Annotated in this window: 17 protein-coding genes; 16 read left to right on the top strand and 1 reads right to left on the bottom strand. The window is 64.5% G+C overall.

The features are described 5' to 3' along the window. Positions 1-178: 178 nt before the first annotated feature. Positions 179-1,669, bottom strand: coding sequence for a deoxyribodipyrimidine photo-lyase (locus E2583_RS10890; protein ID WP_291595679.1), 1,491 nt, complete (start codon positions 1,667-1,669; stop codon positions 179-181). A gap of 22 nt (positions 1,670-1,691) precedes the next feature. On the opposite strand from E2583_RS10890, the gene E2583_RS10895 reads away from it, so the two are divergent. From E2583_RS10895 to E2583_RS10970, 16 genes are all read left to right on the top strand, one after another. Beyond that, on the top strand, positions 1,692-2,291 hold the full coding sequence (locus tag E2583_RS10895) for a YqgE/AlgH family protein (protein ID WP_291595681.1): 600 nt from the start codon (positions 1,692-1,694) through the stop codon (positions 2,289-2,291). Continuing rightward, entirely contained in the window at positions 2,288-2,788 is a 501-nt protein-coding gene (gene ruvX, locus E2583_RS10900) for a Holliday junction resolvase RuvX (protein WP_291595682.1), read from the top strand. Before E2583_RS10895 ends, ruvX begins: the two co-directional genes overlap by 4 nt. Continuing rightward, positions 2,785-3,315: a bifunctional pyr operon transcriptional regulator/uracil phosphoribosyltransferase PyrR gene (pyrR, locus tag E2583_RS10905; RefSeq protein WP_003051528.1), complete on the top strand. Its 531-nt coding sequence runs from the start codon at positions 2,785-2,787 to the stop codon at positions 3,313-3,315. The genes ruvX and pyrR overlap by 4 nt, the downstream gene beginning before the upstream one ends. A gap of 2 nt (positions 3,316-3,317) precedes the next feature. After that, positions 3,318-4,280: an aspartate carbamoyltransferase catalytic subunit gene (locus E2583_RS10910; RefSeq protein ID WP_003051536.1), complete on the top strand. Its 963-nt coding sequence runs from the start codon at positions 3,318-3,320 to the stop codon at positions 4,278-4,280. Positions 4,281-4,487: 207 nt separating this feature from the next. Then, complete coding sequence (locus E2583_RS10915) at positions 4,488-5,780, top strand: dihydroorotase (RefSeq protein ID WP_291595691.1); 1,293 nt, start codon at positions 4,488-4,490, stop codon at positions 5,778-5,780. 232 nt (positions 5,781-6,012) lie between these two features. Further along, positions 6,013-6,783 carry a 1-acyl-sn-glycerol-3-phosphate acyltransferase gene (locus tag E2583_RS10920; RefSeq protein WP_291595692.1) on the top strand — a complete coding sequence of 257 codons (771 nt, stop codon included), beginning with the start codon at positions 6,013-6,015 and terminating at the stop codon, positions 6,781-6,783. Between the two features lie 42 nt (positions 6,784-6,825). Then, positions 6,826-7,734: a LysR family transcriptional regulator gene (locus tag E2583_RS10925; RefSeq protein ID WP_291595693.1), complete on the top strand. Its 909-nt coding sequence runs from the start codon at positions 6,826-6,828 to the stop codon at positions 7,732-7,734. A 103-nt stretch (positions 7,735-7,837) separates the two neighbouring features. Then, the gene (locus E2583_RS10930; protein WP_291595694.1) at positions 7,838-9,226 is read left to right on the top strand and encodes an 8-oxoguanine deaminase; all 1,389 of its coding nucleotides are present in this window, start codon (positions 7,838-7,840) and stop codon (positions 9,224-9,226) included. Positions 9,227-9,510: 284 nt separating this feature from the next. Beyond that, the gene (locus E2583_RS10935; RefSeq protein WP_291595695.1) at positions 9,511-10,863 is read left to right on the top strand and encodes a nucleobase:cation symporter-2 family protein; all 1,353 of its coding nucleotides are present in this window, start codon (positions 9,511-9,513) and stop codon (positions 10,861-10,863) included. Between the two features lie 371 nt (positions 10,864-11,234). Further along, the gene (arsC, locus tag E2583_RS10940; RefSeq protein ID WP_291595696.1) at positions 11,235-11,615 is read left to right on the top strand and encodes an arsenate reductase (glutaredoxin); all 381 of its coding nucleotides are present in this window, start codon (positions 11,235-11,237) and stop codon (positions 11,613-11,615) included. Positions 11,616-11,787: 172 nt separating this feature from the next. Next, positions 11,788-13,323 (top strand): Do family serine endopeptidase, encoded by a 1,536-nt coding sequence (locus tag E2583_RS10945; RefSeq protein WP_291595697.1) that lies wholly within the window; start codon positions 11,788-11,790, stop codon positions 13,321-13,323. A 281-nt stretch (positions 13,324-13,604) separates the two neighbouring features. Next, positions 13,605-15,152, top strand: a complete 1,548-nt coding sequence (locus tag E2583_RS10950) for an ATP-binding cassette domain-containing protein (protein ID WP_291595698.1) — start codon at positions 13,605-13,607, stop codon at positions 15,150-15,152. Between the two features lie 88 nt (positions 15,153-15,240). Further along, a complete protein-coding gene (locus E2583_RS10955; protein ID WP_003051562.1) occupies positions 15,241-15,645 on the top strand; it encodes a hypothetical protein in 405 nt (134 codons plus the stop codon). Between the two features lie 107 nt (positions 15,646-15,752). Next, a complete protein-coding gene (locus tag E2583_RS10960; RefSeq protein WP_291595699.1) occupies positions 15,753-16,412 on the top strand; it encodes a response regulator transcription factor in 660 nt (219 codons plus the stop codon). Beyond that, positions 16,409-17,776 (top strand): ATP-binding protein, encoded by a 1,368-nt coding sequence (locus E2583_RS10965; RefSeq protein ID WP_291595700.1) that lies wholly within the window; start codon positions 16,409-16,411, stop codon positions 17,774-17,776. Before E2583_RS10960 ends, E2583_RS10965 begins: the two co-directional genes overlap by 4 nt. Positions 17,777-17,928: 152 nt before the next feature. Then, the gene (locus E2583_RS10970) at positions 17,929-18,951 is read left to right on the top strand and encodes a sensor domain-containing diguanylate cyclase (RefSeq protein ID WP_291595701.1); all 1,023 of its coding nucleotides are present in this window, start codon (positions 17,929-17,931) and stop codon (positions 18,949-18,951) included. The last annotated feature ends 77 nt before the right edge of the window (positions 18,952-19,028 follow it).

The raw sequence follows: 19,028 nt of genomic DNA on the forward strand, positions 1-19,028 counted from the left end.
GCGGATTGCGTCGTTCTTTAGTGCATTGAAGGTTGATATCAATCTGAAATGCATGAGAGGCGTACGCAATCTGCTTCTTTTTTGTTGTAGCCGGCTCAAGCCCGACAGCCTTGCGCACCGCAGTCCGCATTGCGTCTTCGGATGGGTTCGTTGCAGGATCTGGAGGCAGGACGGCAGATCAGGACTCTTTTCTGAGGATTCCGTAGCGGGCCAGGGTTTTCTCCCGCGCCGCCGCATGATCCACCACCGGCAAGGGATAGTCGCGCCCCAGCGTGATGCCTGCCTCGGCCAGTTCCAGCGGTCTGGCCAGCCAGGGGGCGTGACGCAGCTTGGCTGGTAGCCTGGCCACTTCAGGCACATAGCGCGCGATGAATTTGCCGTCCGGATCGAACTTCTCGCTCTGGGTCACCGGGTTGAAGATGCGGAACCAGGGTTGGGCATCGCAGCCCGTGGAGGCGGCCCATTGCCAGCCGCCGTTGTTGGCCGCCAGGTCGAAGTCATTGAGCTTCTCGGCGAAATAGGCCTCCCCCCGGCGCCAGTCCAGGCCCAGATCCTTGACCAGAAAGCTGGCCGTGACCATGCGCAGCCGGTTGTGCATATAGCCGCTGGTATTGAGCTGGCGCATGGCGGCATCGACCAGCGGGTATCCGGTGCGCCCCTCGCTCCAGGCGGCGAAGAGCGCGTCGGCCTCGGCTCCCGTCTCCCATTCGATGGCGTCATACGCAGGCTTGAAGCTGCGCCCCACGACATGGGGCTGATGGGCCAGGATCTGGAAGTAGAAATCACGCCAGATCAACTCGCTGAGCCAGGTGGCGGCACCTTCGCGCGCGGCGGCCGTCCACTCCTCGTTGTGTGCCGACTCGTGGGCGAGGCGGGCCAGCTCGCGTATCGATACGGTGCCAAATCGCAGATGGACGCTGAGGTAGCTGGGCCCCTTGAGGGCCGGAAAGTCGCGCGCCGCCTTGTACTGCGGCAGGCGCGGCAGAAAGTCGGCCAGCAGCTGGCGCGCTCCGCTGACTCCGGTAGGCAGGCGCAGGCCGGCCAGTGTGTCCGGGGCGAAGCCCAGTTCGGCGGCCGTGGGAACCGGGCGGCGCTCGGACTCCGGCAGGTCGGCCAGCCGGGCAGCAAGGGCGCGTTCGCTGGGGTAGGCAGAGAGGTAGAACGGTGTGATTTTTCGCAGCCAGGCGTTCTTGTAGGGCGTGAAGACTGAAAACGGCGACAGGCTCTGGGTCAGCACCTCGTCGCGCGCGAAGATACGGTGGTCCTTGAAGCGCAGCAGCAACTGCCCCTGGGATTGGAGGCTGCGTTCCACCTGGGCGTCGCGGGCGAGGGCTGAGGGTTCGTCGTCGTCATTGCAGAAGACAGCGCCCGCGCCCAGTTGCCGGGCCAGCGCCGGGATGATGTCCTGCGGCAGGCCACGCCGCGTGATCAGACCGGTCTGCGGGCGTGCCGCAGCATCGCGCAGGGATGCATCCAGTTCGGCCAGGCTCTGGCAGAGGAACTCCACGCGACGGTCTGCTCGGGGCAGGGGGGCCAGAATGCCGTCGTCGAAGACAAAGACGCAATACAGCTTTTCACATTGCTGCAATGCATGATTAAGGGCCGCGTTATCGGCCAGGCGCAGGTCGCGCCGCAGCCAGATCAAGCCCACAGGGTAAGAAGGAGTCATGGATCGCCATTAAAATCGCTGCATGTCTGCAGAATCTGCGCCTATCAACTTGACGCACCACTTCCTGATTGCCATGCCCGGCCTGGAAGATGAGTCGTTTTCGCGCAGTGTGGTGTACCTGTGCGAGCATAGCGAGCGTGGCGCGCTCGGTCTGATTATCAACAAGCCCTCCAAGCTCAGCCTGCAAAGCCTGCTGCAAAAAGTGGATTTGGGTCTCAAGCGCGATGATTTGCGCGACCAGCAGGTCTTTACCGGTGGCCCGGTGCAGACCGACCGCGGCTTTGTGCTGCATGAACCGATGGTCATCGAAGGCGCAGCCGAGAACGAGTCGGCCTATGCTTCGACCATGACCATTCCCGGCGGGCTGGAGATGACCACATCCAAGGATGTGCTCGAAGCGCTGTCGGATGGGGCCGGTCCCAGGCGCGTGCTGGTCACGCTGGGCTATTCCTCCTGGGACGAGGGCCAGCTCGAATCCGAAATCGGCGAAAACGCCTGGCTGACCGTGGAAGCCGACCCCGACGTCATCTTCAGCACTCCGGTGGACGAGCGCTACGACCGCGCTCTGGGTTTGCTGGGTCTTCAGCGCTGGATGCTGTCCCCGGAGTCGGGTCGCGCATGAGCGATATCTCCTCTTCCAACAAGGCCGCCGATGCGGCCTTTTCCTCGGCCGAAGCTGCGTCTGCCAGGGCTGCGGCGGCACCTGCGCCGCAAAAGCCCGAGGTGCCTGCCTATTTCCAGCAGTTCCTGGGCTTCGACTTCGGCATCAAGCGCACGGGCTGTGCTTCGGGCAACCGCGTGCTGGGCGGTGCCAACCCGCTGCCCACCATCAGGGCCGAAGCGGCGGATGCGCGCCTGGCCGCCGTGGAAAAGCTGATCCGCGAGTGGCAGCCCAGTGCCCTGGTGATCGGCGTGCCTTATCACCCCGATGGGGCGGCGCACGAGAACACGGCCCGGGCCCTGAAATTCGGCCGTCAGCTCAGAAGCCGCTTCAAGCTGCCGGTGTACGAGGTGGACGAACGCTACAGCACGACCGAAGCCCTGGCGGGTGGCGCACGCGACGCCGACGCGGCTTCGGCCTGCATCATTCTTGAACAGTTTTTGAGGAGTCTCCCATGAGTGAAACCATTGCAGGAAACCAGCCGGGTCAGGGCAGCCTGATCCTGGACGCTGAAGCCCTGTATAGCGAGCTGCTGCGCGGTGTGCAGCGCATCATGGGCCCCAATACCCGTCTGGCGGGCATCACCTCGGGCGGTGCCTGGCTGGTCGAGCGTCTGCACAAGGATCTGAATCTCAAGGGCAAGCCCAGCGTGCTGTCTTCCTCGCTGCACCGCGACGATTTTGCCCAGCGCGGCATGGCTTCCAGCGCTCAGACCCAGATCGCCTTCGATGTGAACGGCGCCGATGTGCTGGTGCTGGACGATGTGCTCTACACCGGCCGCACCGTGCGTGCCGTGCTCAACGAACTCTATGACTACGGCCGTCCCGCCAGTGTGCGACTGGCCGTTCTGGTGGACCGGGGAGGGCGCGAGCTGCCCATCCAGGCCGACTTTGCCGCAGCGCGCGTGGCGCTGCCGGCCGACCGTTCCCTGGCGCTGGCGCGCGACGAGAGCGGTGTTTTCCACTTCCGCATTCAAGAGGCCTGATCGTGCTGTACAAGCGCAACCCCCAACTCAACAAGAACGGCGAGCTGATCCACCTGCTCTCCACCGAAGGCCTGTCCAAGGACATCCTGACCCAGATTCTCGATACGGCCAGCAACTTCGTCAGCGTCAACGACCGTGAAGTCAAGAAGGTGCCTCTGCTGCGCGGCAAAAGCGTGTTCAATCTGTTCTTCGAGAACAGCACGCGCACCCGCACCACCTTCGAGATTGCGGCCAAGCGCCTGTCGGCCGACGTGTTCAACCTGGACATCGCGCGCAGCTCGGCCAGCAAGGGCGAGACCCTGCTGGACACCATCGACAACCTCTCGGCCATGGCGGCCGACATCTTTGTCGTGCGCCACAGCGAGTCCGGTGCTCCCTATCTGATCGCCAAGCATGTGGCGCCCCATGTGCATGTGGTCAATGCCGGCGACGGCCGCCATGCCCACCCCACCCAGGGCCTGCTGGACATGTACACCATCCGCCACTACAAGCAGGACTTCTCCAATCTGCGCGTGGCCATCGTGGGCGACGTGCTGCACTCGCGCGTGGCGCGCTCGGACATCCACGCCCTGACCACGCTCGGCGCTGCCGAGGTTCGCGTGGTCGGCCCGCGTACCCTGGTGCCCTCGGACATGGCCAGCATGGGCGTGCGCGTCTTCCACAATCTGGAGGAGGGCATCAAGGACTGCGACGTCATCATCATGCTGCGCCTGCAGAACGAGCGCATGAGCGGCGCGCTGCTGCCTTCGAGCCAGGAATACTTCAAGAGCTTCGGCCTGACCGAAAAGCGCCTGGAACTGGCCAAGCCCGATGCCATCGTCATGCACCCCGGCCCCATCAACCGCGGCGTGGAGATCGACTCCGCCGTGGTGGACGGCCCGCAGGCCGTGATCCTGTCTCAGGTGACCTTCGGTATCGCCGTGCGCATGGCGGTCATGTCCATCGTCGCGGGGAATGAGGCTTGAACACCCCCTGAGCCGCTGCGCGGCTTCCCCCTCTCTCGCGATGCGGGAGGGGGACGACACCCTCGCGTCGGGGCGGCCCTAGCTTGGTGTCCCGTGCGAAAGTCGACGAAGCAAACTGCAGTTGCTGGTGGTGAGGGTTTTGAGAGATATTTTTATAGCTGCTAGCGCTTGTGTGGCAAGGGCTGGAAGCCAATTTGGTGCCAAACCATGAAGATTCTGATTCGCAATGGCCGGGTGATGGACCCGGCACGAGGTTTCGACCAGCAGGCCGATATCGCCATCGATGGCAGCGTGATCGCCGCCGTCGGCACGGTGCCTGAGGGTTTTGTGGCCGAGCGTGAAATCGACGCCTCGGGCCAGTGGGTGCTGCCCGGTCTGGTGGACCTGGCCGTGCGTCTGCGCGAGCCCGGTCACGAGCATGAAGGCATGCTGCAGTCCGAGATGGCGGCTGCCGTGGCCGGCGGCGTGACCAGCCTGGTCTGCCCGCCCGATACCGAGCCCGTGCTCGACGAGCAGGGCCTGGTGGAAATGCTCAAGTTCCGTGCCGAGAAGCAGCACAAGTCGCGTCTGTTCCCCATGGGAGCGCTGACCGTAGGCCTCAAGGGCGAAACGCTGACCGAGATGGCCGAGCTGACCGAGTCCGGCTGCGTGGCCTTCGGTCAGGCGGACGTGCCGCTGTCCAGCATCACCACGCTGAGCCGTGCGCTGAGCTACGCCAACACCTTCGGCTATGCCGTGTGGCTTCGACCGCAGGACAAGGATCTGGGCAAGGGCGTGGCCGCCAGCGGCGCTCTGGCGACCCGCATGGGTCTGGCCGGCGTGTCCGTGGCGGCGGAGACGATTGCGCTGCACACCATCTTCGAGCTGATCCGTGGGTCGCAGACCCGGGTCCATCTGTGCCGCATCTCCAGTGCGGCCGGCGTGGAGCTGGTGCGCCGGGCCAAGGCCGAGGGCCTGAACGTGACGGCCGATGTGTCCATCAATTCGCTGCTGCTGACCGAGAACGATATCGGTTACTTCGACAGCAGCGCCCGTGTGGTGCCCGTGCTGCGTCAGCAGCGCGACCGCGACGCCTTGTCGGCTGCGCTGGCCGACGGCACCATCGATGCGCTGGTTTCCGATCACTGCCCTGTGGATGAGGACGCCAAGGTGCTGCCTTTTGCCGAGGCCGAACCGGGTGCGACCGGCGTGGAGCTGCTGCTGTCGATTGCCGTGAAGTGGAGCCGCGACTACAAGGTGCCGCTGAACCGCGCGCTGGCAGTCGTGACTTGCGCACCGGTGGCCGTGCTGGGAGGTGCGCTGGGCGAGCAGCAGTCGTTGCTGGGGCAGCTGAAGGTAGGCGGCGTGGCCGATCTGTGCATCGTCGACCCGGATGCCCAATGGACGGTCGATCCCAAGGCGCTGCAAAGCCAGGGCAAGAGCACGCCATTCAATGGCTACGAGCTGCCCGCCCGTGTGGGTCTGACCATCGTGGAGGGTACGGTGGCCTATCAGCGCTGATATCCACCGAGTCGCCTGGCGCCCAGCCCCTCGCCGGGCACCCCTCGTCGGGCACGCCTCGTCGGGAGCCCCTCGCTCGGTGCGCCGGGCCGGGGCAGGGTGAGGCCGCTGAGCTGCACGACGGCGCTTGCCGGGGGGCCTTGATTGCTGTGCGCTGCCGGCAGCAAGCGGGGGGCCCCGTTTCATGTTGCAGCAACGGCGTCACAACGAGCCGCTACACTGTCCGAGAATCATGGCAAACGGCTTGTACAAAATCAGAACCGGCTTGCGCGCAGTCTGGCGCGGACTGCGTTTGCTGGCCCATGTGGGCAAGGGCACCTGGATCGTGGCGTTTCGCTTTCCGCAGATGCACTACCTGCAGCAGCACGAGCATGTCCAGGCCTGGGCCGCAGCGCTGCTGCTGCGGGCGGGGGTGCAGCTGCAGGTCCGGGGGCAGCCTCCAGCCCAAGGGCCGGTGCTCATGGTCAGCAACCATATCTCCTGGCTCGATATACCCTTGTTGCATGCGGCGCGCCATTGTCGCTTCATCTCCAAGTCCGACGTCAAGGGCTGGCCCATCATCGGCACGCTGGCGACGGCAGCGGGCACGCTCTATATCCAGCGCAGCTCGCGCCGTGATGCCTTGCGCATGGTGGGGGCCATGGAGGAGGCCTTCAGACGCGGCGAAATCCTGGCCGTCTTTCCCGAGGGGACGACGGGCGATGGTCGCAGCCTGCTCACATTTCATTCCAATCTGATCGAAGCCGCCGTCCAATGCGATGCACCGGTGCAGCCCGTGGGGCTGCGTTTTGTCGATGGCAGAACCGGTGGCACCAGCTATGCGGCCACCTACGTAGGGGACGAGACGCTGCTGGGTTCCATCTGGCGCGTGCTTTGCTCGGAACAGCTGATTGCCGTGGTGCACTACGGCGAGGCGGAGACTGCCCAGGGGCGCGACCGACGCGCCTGGGCCAAGGACTTGCACGCCAGGGTGGACAGGCTGCGCCAGAACGAGGCGTCCTGACGGCGCTTTCCCCAGCCGCTCAAACCCGTGTAGGCTGCGCGCATGCACGCCAGAGTTTTGCGCTATCTCGATGAAGTGGTCCGCCGCGGCTCCATCCGCAAGGCGGCAGAGTATCTGCATGTGGCGCCCACGGCCGTGAATCGGCAGATTCTCGATCTGGAGGCCGAACTCGGCGCGCCGCTGTTCGACCGCATTCACAATCGTCTGCGCCTGACGCCACTGGGTGAGATGGTGCTGGCCCATGTGCGCAGCACCTTGCGCGAGCATGCTGTGCTGCGCGAACGCATTGCCGACTTCAAGGGCATGCGGCGCGGCGAGATCACGGTGGCGGCGACGTCTGGCCTGGCGGGTTCCCTGCTGCCATCCCTGGTGCATGACTTCCGCAGCAGCCATCCGGGAATGGTCGTGCGTGTCATCGACTTGCCCACGCAGGCCATTGTGTCTGCCGTGGAAGCCGGTGAGGTGGATCTGGGTCTTGCCTACGACCTGCCGCCCAGACCAGGTCTGCGCATGCTGGCGGCCAGTGAATGGCAGATCGGCGCCATCGTGCCCACCAAGCACCCGCTGGCGAACCAGGCGTCGCTGCTGCTCAGCGAATGTCTGGGGCATCCGCTGATTCTGCCGGCACCGGCTCTGACCATACGCAGTCTGCTGGACGAAGCCTTCGTGCGCAGTGCGATCGAGGTGACGCCGGTGGCCGAGTCCACCTCCATGGCCTTGATACAGCGGCTGGTCATGCTGGGCGAGGGCATCGCCCTGCTCAACGCGCTGGATGTGCTGGAAGAGCTGGACCGCGGCTCGCTCAGCTTTGTGCCATTGCGCGATGCGCATCTGCAGCGCCAGACCCTGATGCTGTTCGTGCGCAAGGGGGCGGAGCTGAGTTCCGCAGCGGCACTCATGGCCGCGAGCATCGAATCCGCGCTGGCGCGGCTCTACGCCAGAAAGCACTGATTCTTTGTCCACATTTTGTGGACATGGTTGGCGCAATTCGGCGCTATCGCGCACCGGGGCGGCTCTCTAGACTGGCGCTTCTTGTTTAGAGAGGAAGAAACCCATGACCCTGATTGCCCTGAATGCCGACGTACTGGTCACCATGGATGCGCAGCGCCGCGAGATCCGCGATGGCGCGCTGGTGTCGGACGGGCCTGCCGTGCTCTGGGTGGGGCCAACGGCTGAACTGCCGGCGCCATACCGCCGCATGGCGGACGAGGGCCAGGCGCGCGTGCTGGACATGCGCGGCAAGGTCGTGACGCCGGGCCTGGTCAACACCCACCACCACATGTACCAGAGCCTGACGCGTGCCGTGCCGGCCGCCCAGGATGCCGAGCTGTTTGCCTGGCTGCAGAACCTCTACATGCTGTGGTCGCATCTGACGCCCGAGATGATCCATGTCTCGACCCAGACGGCCATGGCCGAGCTCATGCTGTCGGGTTGCACCACGACCAGCGACCACCTCTACCTGTTCCCCAATGGCTCGCGCCTGGACGATTCCATTGCGGCTGCGCAGCAGATGGGCATGCGCTTTCATGCGGCGCGCGGCTCCATGAGCCTGGGGCGCAGCAAGGGGGGCCTGCCGCCCGATGTGGTGGTGGAGGAGGAGGAGGCCATCCTGCGCGACAGCCTGCGCCTGATCCAGCAATACCATGACGGCTCGCGTCACTCCATGCTGCGCGTGGTGCTGGCCCCATGTTCGCCGTTCTCGGTGACGCGCGATCTGATGCGCGAGTCGGCGGTGCTGGCGCGTGCGCATGGCGTCTCGCTGCACACCCATCTGGCCGAGAACGACAACGACGTGGCCTTCTCGCGGGAGAAATTCGGCCTGACCCCGGCGCAATACGCCGAGGACCTGGGCTGGGTGGGCCGCGACGTGTGGCACGCGCACTGCGTCAAGCTCGATCCCGAAGGCATTGCGCTGTTTGCGCGCACCGGCACCGGTGTGGCGCACTGCCCCTGCTCCAACATGCGCCTGGCCTCGGGCATTGCGCCTATCCGCAGCATGCGTGATGCGGGTGTGTCCGTGGCCCTGGGGGTGGACGGCAGCGCGTCGAATGACGGAGCCCACATGCTGGGCGAGGCGCGCCAGGCCATGCTGCTGCAGCGCGTGGGCTACGGACCGGCGGCCATGAGCGCCCGCGAGGCACTGGAAATTGCCACGCTGGGCGGTGCACGCGTGCTCAACCGCGACGACATCGGCGCGCTGGCTCCAGGCATGTCGGCCGACTTCGTGGCCTTCGACATGGAGGCCGTCGGCTATGCCGGCGCAGGCCACGACCCCGTGGCGGCGCTGGTGTTCTGCACGCCGGGCAATGTGTCCAGCAGCGTCATCAACGGCCGTGTGGTGGTCGAGGACGGCCGCCTGCTCACGGCCGACCTGCCCGCGGTGCTGGGCCGGCATCGCAATCTTGCGCGAAGCTTGTTCGAGCGAGCCGCAGCCGGGCATTGAGACCTTTTCGGTGGCGGCCATCGCTGGTCGAATGCGATGGCTGCACATCGGCGAGAGAGATTCCAGGCCTTCGGGGCGCTGGAGAAAGGCGGGCCCGGGACGGGTGTCGGGTGACCTGGAGTGCCAGAAGCTTTTTCTCGATGCTGGCCAAGCTATACGGCGCCCTGCATGGGCGGTATCGGCGATCGCGTATGAGAACTCCCGGTTGCGTGCTTAGTCTTGTGGCCTTCGCGGGGAAGCCTATTCCCCGGCGATTGCATACCTAAAAAACAGGAGACAAGACCATGGAAAAACTGCTTTACGGGGTGGAAGACCGTCCGCCCAGCCTCATCACCACCACGCTGCTTTCGCTGCAGCATCTGCTTGCCGCGCTGGGCGGCATCATCGCCGTGCCGCTGGTGTTCGGCGGTGCGCTCAAGCTGCCGGCCGACCAGATCGTGGCCCTGGTCAACGCGGCTTTGCTGGGCTCGGGTGTGGTCACCGTCATTCAGTGCCGAGGCGTGGGGCCGGTCGGCATACGCCTGCCTTGCGTGATGGGCACCAGTTTTGCCTTTGTCGGCGCAGGCATCAGCGTGGGGCTGGAGCATGGCGTGACCGGCATCCTGGGCTCCTCGCTGCTGGGCTCGCTGGTGATGATCATCGGCAGTTTTTTCATGCCGGTGATCCGTCGCTTCTTCCCGCATACCGTGACCAGCGTGGTCGTGACCATGATCGGGCTGTCGCTCACCCCCGTGGCCGTGGACTGGGCCGCAGGCGGTGTGGGCAGCGGCAGCTACGGCACCGTGGGCAACCTGGCGATCGCCGGCTTCGTGCTGGCGCTGGTGATCGGTTTTGTGCAATGGGGCAAGGGCGTGATTTCGGCATCGGCCGTGGTGCTGGGGATTGCCTGTGGCTATCTGCTGTGCCTGGCCCTGGGCCTGATCGACTTCACCCAGGTGCGCGAGGCACCGATCTTCGCGATTCCTCAGCCGCTGCATTTCGGCATGAGCTTTCCGGTATCGGGCATCGTTGCCATGTCCATCGCCTTTCTGGTGACCATTGTCGAGACCACCGGAACCTTCATGGCGCTGGGAGCGGCAACGCAGACGCCGATCCGCGGCAAGCGCCTGGCCCGCGGCATGTTGTGCGATGGCGTGGGCTCGGCCTTTGCCGCCGTGATGTCCAGCCCTCCGGTATCCACCTTCGCGCAGAACGTGGGCGTGGTTTCGCTCACCGGCGTGGCCAGCCGCCATGTGGTAATGCTGACGGGCGTGATGCTGCTGCTGGCCGGACTGTTCCCGGTGCTCGGTGCGCTGGTGGTGACGATTCCCCAGCCGGTGCTTGGCGGAGCGGGTCTGATGATGTTCGCCATGATCATCCTGGCGGGCATTCGCATGCTCAGCAGCGCCGAGCAGACACGCCGCAGCGGTCTGATCATCGCGGTCTCGCTGGGCTGCGGGCTTGCCGTGACGGTGCGCCCCGATCTGCTCTCCAGGATGCCGGCCTTTGTCCGCGAGGTCTTTGGGTCGGGTATCACCGTGGCGGCTCTGGTGGCCGTGGGGATGAATCTGCTGTTGCCGGGGCGCGAATTTGACGCGCATGAGGAAGAGACGGAGCCCGTGCCGGCTGCGGTGGCGGTCACTTCCGCTGCGGCCTGATGCTCCAGGCGGACGCCCCACCGCGTTGCCTTGGTGCGGATATAGACCTGGTGCCAGCGTGCAAGGTCCTTGGCGATCCGAGCGCCGAAGACCCGGTGCGTGCCGTGTGCGGGCCGGGACCGATGGCATGCCACAGTGTGGATGCAGGGCCGCCGGGCGTGCCCTGCGTGGCTGCCGCAGCCCGCTGGTCATTGGCGGCGTGCAGCGCCTGGGGCCCGTGCTTGGGAAAAAGCGCTCATGCTGCCGACTCTCGGCGTTTTCAGACAGGCCCGGAGCTGGCACACGGCCGGGCTCTGGTGCGGCCGGCATCGGGGGGGCGCAGCGGATGCGGGCAAAGCCTTGTCCGTGCACGGGCTCGCTACACTGCAGCCATGATCACCAGTACCGACACCCCCGTGAATCGTCCCGATATCACCATCTTCCACAACAACCGCTGCAGCAATTCGCGTGGCGCGCTGGCATTGCTGCGCGAGCGTGGCATCGAGCCCAACATCGTGGATTACCTCGCCACGCCACTGACGGCGCCCGAGCTGGCCGAGCTGGTCGCGCACCTGGGCGTGCCTGTGCGTGACGTGCTGCGCAGCAAGGAGCCCCGCTTCAAGGAGCTGGGGCTGGACGATGCCGCTGTCAGCGATGTGCAACTGATTCAGGCCGTGGCTGCGCATCCGGTGCTGCTCAATCGCCCCATCGTGGTCACGCCCAAGGGGGCCAGGCTTTGCCGCCCGCCGGAGCTGGTGCTGGAGCTGATCTGAGGAAAGTGATTCCCGGTCGCAAGAGGCCTGAGGTCGCGGCGCGGCAGGTGCCGGCGAATGCCGGTTCAGGAGCCAGGCTGAAAACCACGAGCGCCTAAGTCTCGCCTAAGTGTGGAAGGTCAAACTTCCCTTCAATGACACCGATCCGGTGCTTTTCTTTGAAAGGATGACCATGAACACAATTCTGTCCACGCCTCGCCGACTGGTCATGGCCCTCGTGGCGGCTGGTGCGATTGGCGCACTGGGCGCCACCGGTGCCGGTCTGGTGGGAACCCGCAGCGCAGCCCAGGCCACCGAGTCTGCAGTGGCTGCACAGCCCACAGCGCTTAACCTGCCTGCGGTGAATGCTCCCAATTTTGCGGATATCACGGCACGTAACGGCGCGGCCGTGGTCAATATCAGCGTGGTGGGTTCCTCTCGTGCCATGAGCGACGATGAAGGCGACCCGACCAGCGAACGTCAGCAACAGGGCCCGGGCATCAGCCCTGACGATCCCTTCTTTGAATTCTTCCGCCAGTTCGGCATTCCAGGCATGCCCGGTGGTCAGGGCATGGGGCCGCGTGCGCAGCAGCCCGATACACCCATGCGCGGACAGGGCTCCGGCTTCATCGTCTCCAGTGATGGCGTGATCCTGACCAATGCCCACGTGGTGCATGGTGCCAAGGAGGTGACGGTCAAGCTCAATGATCGCCGCGAGTTCAGGGCCAAGGTGCTGGGAGCCGATCCCAGGACCGACGTGGCAGTACTCAAGATCGACGCCAGCGGCCTGCCCACGGTCAAGCTGGGCCAGACCAGCCAGCTGCGTGTGGGGGACTGGGTGCTGGCGATCGGCTCGCCCTTCGGTTTCGAAAACAGCGTGACGGCCGGTGTGGTGAGCGCCAAGGGGCGTTCCCTGCCCGACGACTCCTTTGTGCCTTTTCTGCAGACGGATGTGGCCATCAACCCCGGCAACTCCGGCGGTCCGCTCTTCAATGCGCAAGGCGAGGTCGTGGGCATCAACAGCCAGATCTACACCCGCTCGGGGGGCTATCAGGGAGTGTCGTTTGCGATTCCCATCGAACTGGCAACCCGTGTCCAACAGCAGATTCAGGCAACCGGCAAAGCCCAGCACGCCAAACTGGGCGTGAGTGTGCAGGAAGTGAACCAGGCCTTTGCCGACTCCTTCAAGCTGGACAAGCCGGAAGGGGCCTTGGTCGCCAGTGTCGAAAAGAACGGCCCTGCCGCCACGGCCGGACTGGAGCCCGGCGATGTGGTGCGCAAGGTGGATGGCAAGCCCATTGTCGGATCCGGCGATCTGCCGGCCTTCATCGGCCAGGCCCTGCCCGGGCAGAAAGTGACGCTGGAAGTCTGGCGCAAGGGTGAATCCAAGACCCTGAGTGCGACCCTGGGCGATGCCAGCGACAAATCGGTGAAGGTGGCCAGCTCCCCAAGCGATGGCGACAAGGGCAAGCTGGGTCTGGCGCTACGCCCGCTGCAGCCCGAGGAGAAACGGCAGATTGGCGTGGATTCCGGACTGCTGGTGGCGCAGGCCAGCGGCCCTGCTGCAGCCGCAGGCATCAGTCGGGGCGACGTGCTGCTGTCCATCAACGGCGCTCCTGCCGGAAACATCGACGAAGTGCGGGCGGCAGTCGCCAGGGCGGACAAGACCGTGGCCGTGCTGATCTGGCGCGATGGCAACAAGATCTTTGTGCCGGTACGGCTGGGTTGACGGGTGCCTTGACCCTGCAGAGAACCGCAACCTTCCGGTTGCGGTTTTTCTTGATCCGCATTGGTTGATTCAAAACTAAAAATATCTGAATCAATGACTTCAAAGTGGATTTCCCCATATTGTTGTCATGTTTCAAGAGGTAACGAGTTGCAGGGGATGTAATGCCATAGACTGCCGGCCAAAACATTCGTTCGCCTTTGGGGCGCCATGCGGTGGCAATTCGGTGTGACCGCGAACAAATCGTGACGGCCCTCGAAACAGGCGCTGCGAGGGGGACATTCTTGGATCAGCAACACAGTCTGCAATTGCAAGGCCTGGGCGCTTCATTTGGTCCGCGGGTGGTTCTGGCCGAAGTGGACTTCACGCTGCCGCAATCAGGCGTAACCGCCTTGCTGGGCCCCGCCGGAACCGGCAAGTCCACGTTGCTGCGCACGCTGGCCGGGCTGAATGCCAGCAATCCGCGCTTTCGCAGCTGGGGACAGGTGGTCTATGCCGATCAGCCGCTGCGTATGCCTTGGAGCGCCGATGGCGTGCAGGCCTTGCCGCGCCTGGTGCAGCAGCACGCCAGGCTGATGCGCGCAAATACCCTGGATGCCCTGATCGAGAACGCGCGCCAGTGCGAGTCACGTGCGCCACTGCAATGGCGTCATTGGGTGACCGAACAGCTGCAACACTATGGCCTGGCCGAGCTTGCCCAGGTGCTGGACAAGCCCACCATGCTGTTGAGTGCAGTGCAGCAGCGTGCCGTGGCCATTTTGCGCGAGGCCTGGGCCAGGCCGGCAGTGCTGATGATCGATGAGCCCACGGCCGAGCTGGAGGGCTATGAGGCATTTTTGTTGCTGGACGTGATCAAGCAGATCGGTCAGCACCGCTGTGTGCTGATGGTGACGCACCAGCAGCAGCATGCACAGGCTGCTGCGCAGCAGATGCTGCTGCTCGCAGGCGGGCGTATCCAGGAGGCCGCAGCAATGGAGCAGTTCATCCAGCATCCGCTCAGCGCTGCCGGCCAGCAGTTCGTGCGTAGCGGCAGCTGCGCCGTACCCATGCCGGGAACGCCTGTGCAGGAGCTGGCCGATGATGTGCTGCCCCCACCGCCGCTGCCTGCTGCAGCTCTGGCGGCCATCGCTGAATTTTCGGAGCCGTGTCCATCGTCGCCGGTCGCGGTGGAGGATCCCGAGCGGCCTGCGCCGGAGTTTGTCGCGGCACCCGAGCCGGGGGCGTCTGGGCCGGCCGCAGCCTTGGTGCTTTCAGCATCTGGCGAGATCTCTGGATACCGCTATCAGGCTCGCACCGTCAGTGCGGCCGTGCTGATGGAGATGCAGCCATTGCAGGCCGCTGAAAATGCCGTGCCTGCCAGCCGGGGCCCGAGCGGGTTTTCCTGGCTGGTGCCAGGGCGGCTGGCGGGTACTCCCTGGCCGGGCGTGGTGTACGACATGGACGCCGATCTCAAGGCGCTTCAACGCTGCGGCATCACCATGCTGATCACGTTGACGGAGAAGGACTTTCCGCAGGATGCGCTGGCCCGCAACGGACTCAGGAACTTTCACCTGCCGGTCTATGACCACGAGCCGCCGACGGTGGCGCAGATGCAGATGCTGCTGGCGCGCATGTCTGCCGCTCTGCGCCGTGGAGAGGTGCTGGCGGTGCACTGCCTTGCCGGACTGGGCCGCACCGGCACCGTGCTGGCGGCCTGGCTGGTGCGCGAGGGCCTGACTGCCGAAGAGGCTTTGCGTCGTGTGCGATTGATCGATGCCCAGTACGTGCAGTCCGAGGCGCAGGAGGCGCTGGTATACGAATTCGAAAACGCATTGCTGCAAAAGATGGCGTGATGTTTTCAGGGCCGCTCCGGCAGGATTCCTGCCGGCCGGGATAGAGCGCATCGCGCAAAAAGATAAGCAATAGGAAAGAGAGAACCCCATGAGTTTGGATGCTGTGTTGACGCAGGCCGTGGCTTCGGTGCCTGAATGTCTGGCCGCTGGCTATGTGGATGCTGCCTCCGGCATGCTGCTATCGATTCGCACCGTGGACTCCCATCCGCGTGAAGTGATCGATCTGGTGGCGGCTGCCACGGCCGATCTGTTCAACGGCCCCAATGTCTCCATGATCGAGACCTTGTTCAAGCGTTCGCGCGGCATCAGCGATGACGGCCATCACTACTTTCAGGAAATCATCATCAACAGCGATAACCTGATTCATGTCTTTCTGCGCAGCAAGGCAGTCCCCGACTATGTGGCCGTCTTTGTCTGTCGCCGTACTGCCAACCTGGGCATGGCATTGACCAAGGCGCGCATGGCGATGCCGGGCATCGAGGCTGCGGTGTGATTGCCAGCCCTGCATGCAAGGTGCCGTCGGGGCGAGAAGGCGGGTTGCGATGCTCCCTTTGAATCGGGTGCTGTTCACTCCCGCAGAAGCGGCGCTATCCTTGCGCCATGCGCTTATTGCTCGTTGAAGATGACACCATGATCGGCCAGGCCGTGCTGGCGCTGCTGCGCAGCGAAGGCTATGCGGTGGACTGGGTTCAGGACGGCGCCCGGGCCGATACGGCGCTGCGGGGCCACCATTACGATCTGGTTCTGCTTGATCTGGGATTGCCGCAGATGGACGGCCTGCAGGTGCTGCGCCAGATGCGTGCGCGCAAGGACGCGACTCCCGTGCTGGTTGCCACGGCGCGTGATGCCGTGCGTGATCGCATTGCGGGCCTTGATGCCGGTGCCGATGACTATGTGATCAAGCCCTATGACATGGACGAACTGCTGGCCCGCATTCGTGCGCTGGCCAGACGTGCCGCAGGGCATCTGGAGGCCGTGTACGAGCATGGCGGCATCATGCTGAACCCCAATACCCGCGAGGCCCGTGTGAATGGTCTGCCGGTCACCCTGTCAGGCCGAGAATGGGCGGTGCTGCAGGCATTGCTGGCAAGGCCGGGAGCCACGCTGTCGCGCCAGCAGCTCGAAGACAAACTCTACGGCTGGGGCGATGAGGTCAGCAGCAATGCCGTGGAGGTCTATATCCACGGACTGCGGAAAAAGCTCGGTGCTGCCGCCGTGCTCAATGTGCGTGGCCTCGGATACATGGTACCCAGACCATGAGCAAAAGCCAGGCATTGAAGCGGCTGAGGCTTCCGGGTTCGCTGGGCGCGCGCCTGCTGCTGTTCATCGGCATGGCGATTTTGCTGGTGGCTGTTCTGCAGGGGGCTTTTGCCTATCGCAATGCACTGGAGCAGACCGATACCTTGTTCGACTACCAGATGCAGCAGACGGCGTTTGCACTGCGCGCAGGCCTTCCAGTCGATGCCAAGGGCCGTCCGCAGGGGACGCCACCCGAAGATGAGAACAACGAATTCATCGTTCAGGTCTGGACCAACGAAGGCTTGAGAATCTTCGAATCGGCCCTGGGAGATGCCTTGCCCCAGATGGCCGTGCTGGGTTTTGCCGACGTGCCGGCGCGCGGCACCATCTATCGTGTGTTTTCGCTCCAGACGCGCTCTCAGGTGATTCAGATTGCCCAGGACATGCGCGTGCGTCAACTGCTGGCGCGCGCTGCGGCCTGGCGCAGCCTGCTGCCCGTGGTGCTGCTGCTGCCGCTGCTGGCGCTGGCCGTGTGGTGGGTGATTCGCCGCTCCCTGACCCCCGTGCAGCGGGTGCGCAGGGAGCTGGCCCTGCGTCAGCCCCAGGATCTGGCTCCGGTTGCGGAGCATGATCTGCCGGATGAGATGCGCCCTCTGGTGCAGGAATTCAACAGTTTGCTGCAGCGCGTGCGCGAGGCCTTCGAGACGCAGCAGAATTTCGTGGCAGATGCCGCTCATGAGCTGCGCTCGCCGCTGGCTGCATTGCAGCTGCAGCTGCAGCTGCTGCGCAAGGCAACGGACAGCGCCGAGCGCGAGGCGGCCCAGGCGCGCCTCGCGGAGGGCATCGGGCGCGCCAGACGGCTGGTGGAGCAGTTGCTTGCGTTGGCGAGGCAGGAAGCCAAGCCGCAGACCGAAGGCGCATCGCTGGCAGACTTGCGATTGCTGGTGGAGCAGGCTCTGGTGGATGCGGCGCCGGCTGCCCAGGACAAAGGGCTGGACATGGGGTTGAGTGAAGCGCCGCACCAGCAGTCCTCTTTCTGCGTGTCCGCAGATGCGGAGGCTCTGGCGGTACTGCTGCGCAATCTGCTGGACAACGCGATCAAGTACGTCCCCGAAGGTGGGCGTGTCGACGTGGGCTGGCTGCAGGACGAGCACGGCCGAGCGCTGGTGGTGGAGGATTCGGGGGGCGGCATCGCAGCGGCCGAGCGCCAGCGCGTCCTGCAGCGCTTTGTGCGTGGCCAGGGGGCTGCAGGCATGGCGGGCGGCAGCGGTCTGGGGCTGGCGATTGTTCAGAGCATTGCCACAAGCAGTGGCGCCCGGCTTTTGCTTGACGAGTCACCGCAATTGGGAGGCTTGCGTGTCCGGGTCCTCTGGCCTCAGGCCTAGTCCGACAACGATTGCTTGAAAATACAGGCGTTGGAATCCTGCTTTCATTGCATGATGGATCGCTCATCCAAGCTGCGTCAAGGCCATGATGTCGAGACTTCGGCTCCTGTTTGAGCGGCCGTATTTGTCGTGTGTTCCCCCCCAATTGCACCATGCCATCAATTATTCAGCGCCTTTCCCAGACCGTATCCAGCTCCCAGAATCTGCCCAGCTTCACTCGGCCTCTTCTGGAAATCATGGTGGAGGTGACGGATCTGGAGTCGGCCTATCTCACCACGGTGGATGAGGCTCGTGGCATTCAGAACGTTCTGTACTCCCTCAATACGGGGGGGATGAAGATTCCCGAAGGGCTGGAGGTTCCCTGGCACGACACCCTGTGCAAACGCTCGCTCGACGAAGGGCGTACCTTTACCGACAACGTTGGCGAGTGTTGGGGGGACTCGGCGGCGGCGCGCCAATTGGGTATACAGACCTATGTGAGCACGCCCGTTCGATTCTCCAATGGTGCATTGTTTGGCACCTTGTGTGCCGCCAGCGACCACTCCGTCGCGCTGGCAGGCGAGGCCGAAGATCTGATGCGCCTGTTCGCCAAGATCATTGCCGGCTTTGCCGAGCGCGAGCAGTTGTTGCGATCGCTGCAGCTTGCCAATGCGGAGCTGGCCTCGCTGGCCATGCTCGACTCTCTGACCGGACTGCCCAATCGCCGCTGTGTGACCGAGGAACTCAACCGGCTCATCGCCCATTGCCGACGTACCCGCGAATGGGTGCTGGTCGGATTTGTGGATCTTGATCGCTTCAAGCAGATCAATGACCAGTTTGGCCATGAAGCAGGGGATACGTTGCTGCGCGCCATGGCCGAACAACTGCGAGCCGCCATGCGCAGCAGTGACATGCTGGCTCGCTTTGGAGGCGATGAATTCGTCATGGTTGGCACAGGCCCCTTGCTCGATGAAGACGGTGAGAGCGTGATCAGGGAGATGCAACTGCGGCTGAGCAATGCCTCTGTCGCCAGCTTGCAGTTGGCCGACGGGCGCAAGATCGACTATGCCGGAGCCAGCGTGGGCATGGTCTGTCTGATGCCCGATGCAACAGATGTCGATGATGCCCTGCAGAAAGCCGATGCCGCGATGTACAAAGTGAAGGCGGCAAGGCAGAGGCAGCTCGAGATGATCTGAGCCGCCAGGACTCCTTCGGGAGTCTTTTTCTGCGCTGCACGGCAATGCGGCGGCAGCTCGCGACAGAGGGGGCGCGA

Origin of the sequence: Comamonas sp. (assembly GCF_009360615.1) — a bacterium.
In the GTDB taxonomy this organism is placed as follows: domain Bacteria; phylum Pseudomonadota; class Gammaproteobacteria; order Burkholderiales; family Burkholderiaceae_C; genus Comamonas.

Excerpts from the sequence above, each read along its gene's own strand:
- E2583_RS10890 (WP_291595679.1), bottom strand. The coding sequence starts at position 1,669 with ATGACTCCTTCTTACCCTGTGGGCTTGATCTGGCTGCGGCGCGACCTG.
- E2583_RS10895 (WP_291595681.1), top strand. The coding sequence starts at position 1,692 with ATGTCTGCAGAATCTGCGCCTATCAACTTGACGCACCACTTCCTGATT.
- ruvX (WP_291595682.1), top strand. The coding sequence starts at position 2,288 with ATGAGCGATATCTCCTCTTCCAACAAGGCCGCCGATGCGGCCTTTTCC.
- pyrR (WP_003051528.1), top strand. The coding sequence starts at position 2,785 with ATGAGTGAAACCATTGCAGGAAACCAGCCGGGTCAGGGCAGCCTGATC.
- E2583_RS10915 (WP_291595691.1), top strand. The coding sequence starts at position 4,488 with ATGAAGATTCTGATTCGCAATGGCCGGGTGATGGACCCGGCACGAGGT.
- E2583_RS10920 (WP_291595692.1), top strand. The coding sequence starts at position 6,013 with ATGGCAAACGGCTTGTACAAAATCAGAACCGGCTTGCGCGCAGTCTGG.
- E2583_RS10925 (WP_291595693.1), top strand. The coding sequence starts at position 6,826 with ATGCACGCCAGAGTTTTGCGCTATCTCGATGAAGTGGTCCGCCGCGGC.
- E2583_RS10930 (WP_291595694.1), top strand. The coding sequence starts at position 7,838 with ATGACCCTGATTGCCCTGAATGCCGACGTACTGGTCACCATGGATGCG.
- E2583_RS10935 (WP_291595695.1), top strand. The coding sequence starts at position 9,511 with ATGGAAAAACTGCTTTACGGGGTGGAAGACCGTCCGCCCAGCCTCATC.
- arsC (WP_291595696.1), top strand. The coding sequence starts at position 11,235 with ATGATCACCAGTACCGACACCCCCGTGAATCGTCCCGATATCACCATC.
- E2583_RS10945 (WP_291595697.1), top strand. The coding sequence starts at position 11,788 with ATGAACACAATTCTGTCCACGCCTCGCCGACTGGTCATGGCCCTCGTG.
- E2583_RS10955 (WP_003051562.1), top strand. The coding sequence starts at position 15,241 with ATGAGTTTGGATGCTGTGTTGACGCAGGCCGTGGCTTCGGTGCCTGAA.
- E2583_RS10960 (WP_291595699.1), top strand. The coding sequence starts at position 15,753 with ATGCGCTTATTGCTCGTTGAAGATGACACCATGATCGGCCAGGCCGTG.
- E2583_RS10965 (WP_291595700.1), top strand. The coding sequence starts at position 16,409 with ATGAGCAAAAGCCAGGCATTGAAGCGGCTGAGGCTTCCGGGTTCGCTG.
- E2583_RS10970 (WP_291595701.1), top strand. The coding sequence starts at position 17,929 with ATGCCATCAATTATTCAGCGCCTTTCCCAGACCGTATCCAGCTCCCAG.